At 63.8% G+C, this 674-nt stretch carries 1 protein-coding gene; it reads left to right on the top strand.

Annotation, left to right across the window (positions count from 1 at the left end; genetic code table 11):
• Positions 1-169 precede the first annotated feature (169 nt).
• Positions 170-674: BON domain-containing protein (locus KHO41_RS41050; protein WP_211958897.1), on the top strand; the 505-nt coding region annotated here is incomplete at its 3' end.

Raw genomic sequence — 674 nt, 5'->3', positions numbered from 1 at the left:
GGTGTGCTGCGCGTGGTCCTGCCCAAGAAGGAAACGTCGCCGCAACAGCGGATTACCGTGAAGTGAAGCCGTGACTGGCCAAGGTGCGAACCTTTCAGGAACGGCATGAGCGGTCACCGCACAGGCGCGCCGAATGCCATTCCGCAACACCACGTTGTGAGATTTTTCGATGAAAACTGATCTTCAACTCAAGAAGGACGTCACGGAAGAGCTGGACTGGGATCCCGCCATCGATGCGGCAGCCATTGGCGTGGAGGTACGCGAGGGCGTGGTAACGCTCAGCGGCCACCTGCCCAGCTATGCCGAGAAGCTTGCCGCCGAGCACGCCGCGGAAAAGGTGTCGGGCGTGCGCGCGGTGGTGGTGAACCTGGATGTCAGGCCCACCGGCGAATTCAGCGATGAGGCGATTGGCAGCGCCGCACGGGACGCACTGCAATGGCATGTGCACGTGCCTGCCGATGCGATCAAGCTGCGCGTCGAGAAGGGCCGCGTCACGCTGACGGGCGAGGTGGAGTGGGGTTACCAGCGCAAGCTCGCCGAGCGTACCGTGTCGCAACTGCGCGGTGTGACGGGGGTGACGAACCAGGTCAAGATGAGGATGCGCCCCGCGCCCAACGATGTGGTCGAACGCATCGAAGCCGCGTTGCGCCGGCATGCCGAGCGAGAAGCGAAGC

Source organism: Cupriavidus numazuensis, assembly GCF_905397435.1.
GTDB classification, from domain to species: Bacteria; Pseudomonadota; Gammaproteobacteria; order Burkholderiales; family Burkholderiaceae; genus Cupriavidus; species Cupriavidus numazuensis.
The sequence above is the reverse complement of the archived record's forward strand: the minus strand, read 5'-3'. Positions and strand labels throughout refer to the sequence as shown.